Genomic DNA, 7177 nt, shown 5'->3' on the forward strand with positions numbered 1-7177 from the left:
GAAAAACTTGTTCCCATCGGCTTGACTCTATTTGCCCTATCTGTTGTATTGTTCCGCCGCATATGTTGAAGGAGATTTCCCAGAACGGCAACGAAAGTCAGCGTGCTTGGGCTTTTCAAACGTTGATGGTGTCGGAACAGTTTCGCGGACAGCGTAAGATATTGAGCCGTCTGTCGTCGATCGCAATGGCATCAGCTGGGGAGAAGCGCCGCACGATCTATGATGCCAAAAATGGCTCCGAACTTCCCGGTATGCTAATTCGCGGAGAGGGCGATCCTGCAACTGGAGATTTGGCAGCAGACGAAGCCTACGATGGTTCGGGTGCTACTTACGATTTCTACTATGAGATATTCGGGCGCAATTCGATCGACGATCGCGGTATGCGTTTGGACTCTACCGTTCATTTCGGTGTCAACTATGATAACGCTTTTTGGAACGGTAGCCAGATGGTATATGGCGATGGGGATGGCGAAATTTTTGAACGCTTCACCAAGGCAATTGATGTGATTGCCCACGAGTTAACTCATGGTGTGACGGAACATGAAGCCGGCTTGATTTATTGGGGTGAATCTGGCGCATTGAACGAATCTTTTTCTGATGTTTTCGGTTCTCTAGTGAAACAGCGCGTTCTCAATCAAACTGTGGATGAGGCTGACTGGATTATCGGGGCTGGTTTGTTTACACCCAACGTTAACGGAGTGGGGATTCGATCGATGAAGGCACCCGGCACCGCATACGATGACCCGGTGTTGGGTAAAGACCCTCAACCCGCCCATATGAAAGACATCTACAAGGGTTTTGAAGATAACGGCGGCGTGCATATCAACTCCGGTATTCCCAACCATGCCTTTTACCTCGCGGCAATGGAAATTGGCGGCTACGGTTGGGAAAAAGCTGGCAAAATATGGTACGTCGCCTTAAAAGATCGACTCCGCCAGCGATCGAATTTTAAAAGATCTGCGAATAATACGATCGCTATTGCTGGAGAACTTTACGGCGTTGAGAGTATGGAACAAAAGGCAGTCCGTCACGCTTGGCAACAAGTGGGAGCGATCTAAAGTCAAAAGTCAAAAGTTAAAAGTCAAAAAGAAGAGAAAGAGAGAATAGGGAAAATATGAGTTCTTCCACTCCCGACTCCCCCGCTCTCCTTCTCACCTTCTTAGCAATTTTAGATTTTGGATTTTGGATTAAAAGAATTTTTGGATTCATGCCCCGCCCCTTGTGGGCCGAACAAATCTAAAATCACAAATCTAAAATTTCCAAGCTGCGTCAAGAAAGTGAGCGCAGTCAATCCAAAATCGCAAATCTAAAATCCAAAATCGATTGACTTTTGCCTTTTGCCTTTTGCCTTTTTACTTTTGAATTCTATTTTTTAGCCATTCGAGTAGCGGCTTTAAATTAGCAGGCGCGGCTTGTTCGCCAACTACAACTGTATGTTGCCGATCGTCATCTTCCAAAGTCAGCTTATATTGAAAGCGATCGGGCTGACTGCTATTAGAAGTTATATTTGGGGCTAAATTTAGGAAATCGGCGGCGTCAAGTAGTTGGCGTAGCCGATTTGCTTCTTCTGCCGATAAAGTAGCGGTATCAAATACTTTTGTCAGGCGGATTCCGGCAAAACCGCCAGTACGTTCAAAAGTGATTCGCATAATGTTGTGATTTGTGATTAGTTAGCCGTCATTTGTCATCAGTCAAGCATAATCACCCCGATAATATCCACATCTACATAATTCTTGACTCAGTTCCGAACAAATGACAAATGACCGATGACAAATGACGCAATTACTTATGCCATAACCATACCACCATCTACATTAAATACTTGTCCGGTGATGTAGGAAGCCGCTGCATCAGCAGCGAGAAAGCGAATCATCCCTGCAACTTCTTCTGGTTGACCGTAGCGTCCGAGCGGGATATATTTCAAAATCTCGTCTGATTTGAGATTGCTGGTCATATCTGTGGCAATAAATCCAGGTGCAACCGCATTTACCGTAATACCGCGACTGGCAAGTTCTTTGGCAATGGTTTTGGTAAATCCAATCACGCCAGCTTTGGCGGCGCTGTAGTTAGCTTGACCGGGATTTCCCATTTGACCGGCCACGGAAGTAATATTAACAATGCGACCGGAGCGTTGTTTCAGCATTACTTTACTGACGGCGCGAGTACAGAGAAACACGCCGGTAAGGTTGAGGTCAATTACTGCTTGCCAATCTTCTGGTTTCATCCTTAATAAAAGGGTGTCGCGAGTAATACCAGCGTTATTGACAAGTACATCGACGCGACCCCACTTGTCCATTGTGGCGTTGAGAAGGGCGTCAACTTGGTCGGCTTTGGAAACGTCGGCTTGGAGTGCGATTGCATTACCTCCAACCTTAGTGATTTCTGCTACAACTTCTTCGGCTGCACCACTGGAACTGGCATAGTTGACAACCACGTTGGCTCCCTCAGTTGCTAAGGCTAAGGCTGTAGCGCGACCGATTCCCCGCGATGCACCTGTAACAATTGCAACCTGTCCGCGCAACCGCCGATCGTTCTCTGGCAATACTTCCATGTATGTCGTTGATTTGAATAACTGCGCTAACTATATTAAGTTGATTCGTACCTGAGACTCACAAAATTCTTTCGATCGATAATCTACGATTGAGTTAGCTTAATTCGCGAGAAGCCCCAGACTGATTTCTTCGAGATATATCGAGGCGAAGCCGAGTCCCCCAGGAAATCAGTCTGGGATGAATTGCGGCTCAACGGAGGTAGGGAGTTGACCAATTACACTGGAGCGGGAAAACGAGCAATCAGGCTTCTGACTAATTCTGATTTGGTCATGCCACGGCTAATTGCCTGTTGCTCTAATTGTCTCATCTTGTATCCAGTAATTCTAATTTCTAGCTTTTTGTCTTCCATTTTTGTCCAGACAATAGTTCATCCATACAATATATTGTTCTGTAGGTCGATAAACAGGAAAGTAAGCAAGTGAGAACAGCGTATCAGTACCGATTGCGCCCGACAAAACAGCAAGTTATTGAGCTGGATAGATGGCTAGCCATGCTGTGCGCTCAATATAACTACTTGTTGGCTGATAGGTTTGATTGGTACGAACGTAACCGTTCTCGCATCAATGCTTGTCCTCTGGTTTGCCACCTACCAGAACTTAGAGATAACCCCGACTATTACAGCCAGAAAAAGACTTTACCTCATCTCAAGAAAACTCATCCCTGGTATGGAGAAATCTACTCTCAAGTGCTTCAGGATGTAGTCAAGCGGGTCAAGGTTACGTTCGATAGGTTTCTCAAGGGAGACAATAAAGGTAAGTGTAGCGGGAAACCTAGATTTAAAACTCTTAATCGCTATCGCACCTTTACTTATCCTCAGATGAAGGAAGGATGTTTGCAGGGCAAACTTATTAACTTACCAATGTTTGGCAAAGTTAAGGTTGTTTGGCATCGTCCTCTGCCGGATGGGTTCAAAATCAAAACCGCATCTATTACCAAGAAGGCTGACGGCTTCTACCTAACGCTCTCACTAGAAGATAAAGCAGTTCCTGACATCAAACCAGATTTCAACCCAGATAAAATTACTGGGATTGACGTAGGGCTAAAGGAATTCTTAACAACTTCCGAAGGAGAAACAGTTGCCATTCCGCAACATTATCGCAAGTCTCAAAAGCGCTTACGGGTTATCCAGAAGCGGATATCACGGCGCAAGAAGGGAAGTAACCGTAGGGAAAGAGCCGTTAAGCAGTTAGGGAGACAACATAAGAAGGTTGCAGATAAGAGAAAAGATTTTCATTTCAAAACAGCTAATTGGCTGTTGTCAAAATATGACATAGTAGCGCACGAAGATTTAAATGTCAAAGGACTTGCTAACACAAGATTGGCTAAGTCTGTGTTGGATGCTGGGTGGTCAAGCTTCCTGTCGATACTCACAAATAAAGCTGAGAATGCTGGTTTGCTAGTTATCCCAGTAAGCGCCCATAACTCCTCACAAGATTGTTCCAATTGCGGCGAGAAAGTACCAAAAGAACTGCATATTCGGTGGCATGACTGCCCACTTTGTGGGTGTAGCCTAGACCGTGACCATAATGCAGCCATTAATATAAAAAATAGAGCGGTAGGGCAGTCCGTTCTTAAAGGTGCGATTCGTTCAGCCGAAATCCTTTACGGAGGGATGGCTGGCTTCAGTAGAGTAACCCAAAAGGTTGAGTATGCACTTTCATCCTCTGCTGATGACAACTTGATATCCATGCAGGTGAAGTTAGTATCCTAGAAAACTAAATCCTGTCGCCCTAGTGCGGGGTTGAAAGCACGTAAACTACCAAGTTCTCTTGGTAGCCCCTACAGAAGAGATTGACTATCTCGCTCTGTAAAGCGGGGACGGAAGTGGGAAAAGGTGGTAATAGCTGAAAGCACCCTCCGCAAGCAAGAGTCTAATAACCGACCCGGACGTGAAACTTAATCATAAGTGAAGCAATGGGAAATCGTGGGGTAGAACAGACAAAGTGTCGTTGAGCCATCGCTAGACCGGAACCAGGGGATATAAGCTTGTGGAACCAAAATCCACCTCCTGGGTTAGAAATATCTGACAAGGGTAAGGTCTAACAAATTCCTTTAATTGAGTTAGCGCACAACCTAGAACCCCGGTGGAGAGACACGCCCTAAAGGACTCAAACAATGGATATCAGGAACGAAATAACCCTCTGATGTCTCCTACAAGAGGTCGGTCTGTAGGTAGGAAGTCACCCATAAGACATCAAAGGGAAGGATGGTTCAAAAAGCAAAACGCCTAACCCGAAATAACGGGTAATGCCTGAAAAAGGATGGCGTAACTGCCAGGATATGCTGACGTGAACCGCAATGTGTCAAGTGCTAAAGGTGCAAGTAGTAATGGAAAAGCCTAAATCAGATTCACAAACGAATACTGAGGGATGGAAGACTGTTAATTGGCGACAAGCCGAAAAATATGTCTTCAAGTTGCAAAAACGCATTTACGCCGCTTCACGTTGTGGCAATGTCAAACGAGTCCGAAAACTCCAGAAGACATTAATGAGGTCTTGGTCTAACAGGGTTTTAGCGGTACGACGGGTAACACAAGACAACCAAGGTCGTAAGACAGCGGGAGTGGATGGGGTAAAATCGCTATCCCCAGCAGCGCGTCTAAAACTTGCAGGGCAATTGAAACTCACTGGTAAATCCAAACCCACCCGAAGGGTATGGATACCAAAGCCAGGAAAAGACGAAAAACGCCCATTGGGAATACCCACGATGTACTACCGCGCCTTACAAGCCGTAGTTAAAGCGGCTCTAGAACCTGAGTGGGAAGCCCACTTTGAGCCAAACAGCTACGGGTTTAGACCCGGAAGGTCATGCCAAGATGCGATTAAGCAAATTAAACTGAGCATACAGCAAAAAGCTAAATTCGTGCTAGATGCTGATATTGCGAAGTGCTTTGACTGCATAAACCATGAAGCATTGCTCCAAAAGTTAAACATAAAAGGCAAAATCAGGCGGCAAATTAAAGCCTGGTTAAAATCTGGAGTGATAGACCAAGGAGCTTTTTCAGCAACATCTGACGGAACACCGCAAGGTGGGGTAATCTCTCCACTTTTGGCTAATATTGCCCTCCACGGTTTAGAGGAAATGGTAAAACAGCTAGCTGGAACCCTGAACCTCAAATATCGAAGTGGGGGACGAATGAGTAAAAGGGATAAAATAAGTTCCCTGACATTGGTGAGATATGCTGATGATTTTGTCGTCCTACACGAAGATAAAACCGTTGTCCAAAGATGCCGAGAATTAATCTCGGAATGGTTAAAAGGCATCGGCTTGCAACTCAAGCCTGAAAAAACGAGATTAACCCACACGCTTCGACACGAACTAAGCGAGGATAATCAAGCTGGATTTGACTTTTTGGGTCATCACATTCAGCAATTCCCAGTTGGAAAGTATCGGAGCGATAAAGACAGTAATCGAGAAACATTAGGCTTTCACACCCTCATTACCCCAACTAAGGAAGCAAGTAAGATACACCAGAAAGAAATCAGAAGCATCATCTTAAAATATAGGTCATCGCCGCAAGCTGCGCTCATTAAAGACCTAAACCCTGTCATAAGGGGATGGGCTTCCTATTACAAAGCTTCGGATGCCGGAACATCCAGAGCCTTTAGTAATCAAGATAGAAGAACGTATCTGAAACTCCGAAGATGGGCAAAACGCCGGACAAAAAGTGCCAGTAAAGCACATCAACTCTACTGGATAACTATTGAAAACAACAACTGGGTTTTCGCAGCCAAAGAAGGTAAAAACCTCTATCGGTTACTTACACACATCGAACACCACAGTAGTAGTGACGATTATGTGAAGGTAAAAGGCGAAAAAAGCCCTTTCGACGGCGATTTAGTTTACTGGAGTTCAAGACTAGGCACACATCCCGAAATGCCAGAGCGTAAGGCTAAGCTAATCAAACAGCAAAAAGGGAAATGTGCTTGGTGCGGACTACATTTTCGAGCGGAAGATGTACTAGAAGTAGACCACAAAAATCCACTATCACTTGGAGGCAAAGACGAGTGGAAAAATCTACAGCTATTGCATCGACATTGCCATGATGAAAAAACTGCCAACGATGGAAGTTTGAAGTCCGTTAATGACAAAAGGTAGACACATTGAGTAGCCGTGTGAAGCGAAAGTTTCACGCACGGTTTCGGATGAGAGGGGCGGAGTGGTAACACTCCCCTCGACTCTACCCCAAGAGTCTCCTAAGCGATAGCCGGATTGTCTTGGAAGCCCACACTATATCCGTTTCGGATTAGTGTGGGAGATGTCACTTATCATGCCAAGCTAGAGTGGAGTTGTGCATCTTAACTCGCTATCTAAATAAGGGTCTGGGGGCTACACGACTCCGACTTCAAGGAAGTAGGGTTGGGAGGATGTCAACAAACTCGCTAGCATAGGACTGACTGAGGCAAGAGGCCATGATCAACGTAAATTTTAACTTAGCGAGTATGTCGGGCATTGTTCTGGCGCTTGCCGGAACTGCCCTATATGCTCTGAGAACTTGGCGACCGGAGTTATCGCGAGACTCGGACATCTTTTTTTCGGCAGTGTCTTTACTGTGTGGCGGGATTTTGCTTATTTATGGATGGCGGTTCGATCCAATCATGCAGTTCGGTCAGGTTTTGCTGACA

7 protein-coding genes are annotated in these 7177 nt (G+C 45.5%); 4 read left to right on the top strand and 3 right to left on the bottom strand.

Annotated features, from left to right (window positions below; translation table 11 throughout):
* On the top strand, window positions 1-1058 hold a 1058-nt coding region (locus H6S82_RS12575; RefSeq protein ID WP_242056926.1), incomplete at its 5' end, for a M4 family metallopeptidase.
* A 294-nt stretch (window positions 1059-1352) separates the two neighbouring features.
* On the opposite strand, the gene H6S82_RS12580 is transcribed toward H6S82_RS12575, so the two are convergent.
* The 3 genes from H6S82_RS12580 to H6S82_RS12590 form a co-directional block, all read right to left on the bottom strand.
* A complete protein-coding gene (locus H6S82_RS12580) occupies window positions 1353-1649 on the bottom strand; it encodes a protealysin inhibitor emfourin (RefSeq protein ID WP_190466655.1) in 297 nt (98 codons plus the stop codon).
* A 137-nt stretch (window positions 1650-1786) separates the two neighbouring features.
* On the bottom strand, window positions 1787-2551 hold the full coding sequence (gene fabG, locus H6S82_RS12585) for a 3-oxoacyl-[acyl-carrier-protein] reductase (RefSeq protein WP_190466658.1): 765 nt from the start codon (window positions 2549-2551) through the stop codon (window positions 1787-1789).
* Between the two features lie 215 nt (window positions 2552-2766).
* Window positions 2767-2901, bottom strand: a complete 135-nt coding sequence (locus H6S82_RS12590) for a CopG family transcriptional regulator (RefSeq protein ID WP_190466662.1) — start codon at window positions 2899-2901, stop codon at window positions 2767-2769.
* Window positions 2902-2970: 69 nt separating this feature from the next.
* On the opposite strand from H6S82_RS12590, the gene H6S82_RS12595 reads away from it, so the two are divergent.
* The 3 genes from H6S82_RS12595 to H6S82_RS12605 form a co-directional block, all read left to right on the top strand.
* Window positions 2971-4263, top strand: coding sequence for a transposase (locus H6S82_RS12595; RefSeq protein WP_347339490.1), 1293 nt, complete (start codon window positions 2971-2973; stop codon window positions 4261-4263).
* Between the two features lie 617 nt (window positions 4264-4880).
* Complete coding sequence (ltrA, locus tag H6S82_RS12600; RefSeq protein ID WP_191056276.1) at window positions 4881-6650, top strand: group II intron reverse transcriptase/maturase; 1770 nt, start codon at window positions 4881-4883, stop codon at window positions 6648-6650.
* A gap of 314 nt (window positions 6651-6964) precedes the next feature.
* Window positions 6965-7177, top strand: a 213-nt coding sequence (locus tag H6S82_RS12605; protein ID WP_191056277.1) for a Ycf66 family protein, incomplete at its 3' end; no start/stop codon positions are given.

The organism is Planktothrix sp. FACHB-1355 (assembly GCF_014748295.1).
Taxonomy (GTDB): Bacteria; Cyanobacteriota; Cyanobacteriia; order Cyanobacteriales; family Aerosakkonemataceae; genus Aerosakkonema; species Aerosakkonema funiforme_A.